The following is a 509-nucleotide window of genomic DNA, read 5'->3' on the forward strand; positions in this document are numbered from 1 at the left end:
TAAAGCGGCTTGCATGGTAGGTGTTTTCATGGTTGAAGGTTGACCAATAAGAGCGCCCCAGAGATTAGGGACAATCTTCCAATCATCATGTTGTTTTGGAGCAATCCGCACGCCATTGCCAATGAGAGCAGCCAAGCCACACAAAGCAGCGACAGCCACAAAATCAAGAGGAGCTTGTTGACGGTTAGCAACGTCATAAACATAGCGACTTAAAGTTAAAGGCATTTGCGCAGCATGAAAAGACTCGACGGGTAAGAGAGTATATTCAAGTGGTTTTAATTCCCCCCAACCGTTTTGTTGCAATGCTTGTTTATAAGGAATGGCTTCTAAACAAGTCTTATCATTTAAAGAGCCATTATCGTTATCATTGCATGAAACATTTTGATTGTTGGTATCTATAATATTGTTTTTATTCTCTCTCATTTATTTATACCTTTCAGTATCAAAACATCATTGAAATCTAGACCGTAGGGGGCTTGCATGATAAAAACCTCAAAGCCTTGTCTATA

The 509-nt window shown here is 39.7% G+C and carries 1 protein-coding gene; it reads right to left on the reverse strand.

Going from position 1 to position 509, the window contains the following annotated elements; genetic code table 11:
* Positions 1 to 423 (reverse strand): DUF3987 domain-containing protein (locus ACFIO5_RS13575; RefSeq protein WP_375705701.1); only part of this gene is annotated, 423 nt, incomplete at its 3' end.
* Positions 424 to 509: the final 86 nt, after the last annotated feature.

Source organism: Bartonella sp. AA86SXKL, from assembly GCF_042196885.1.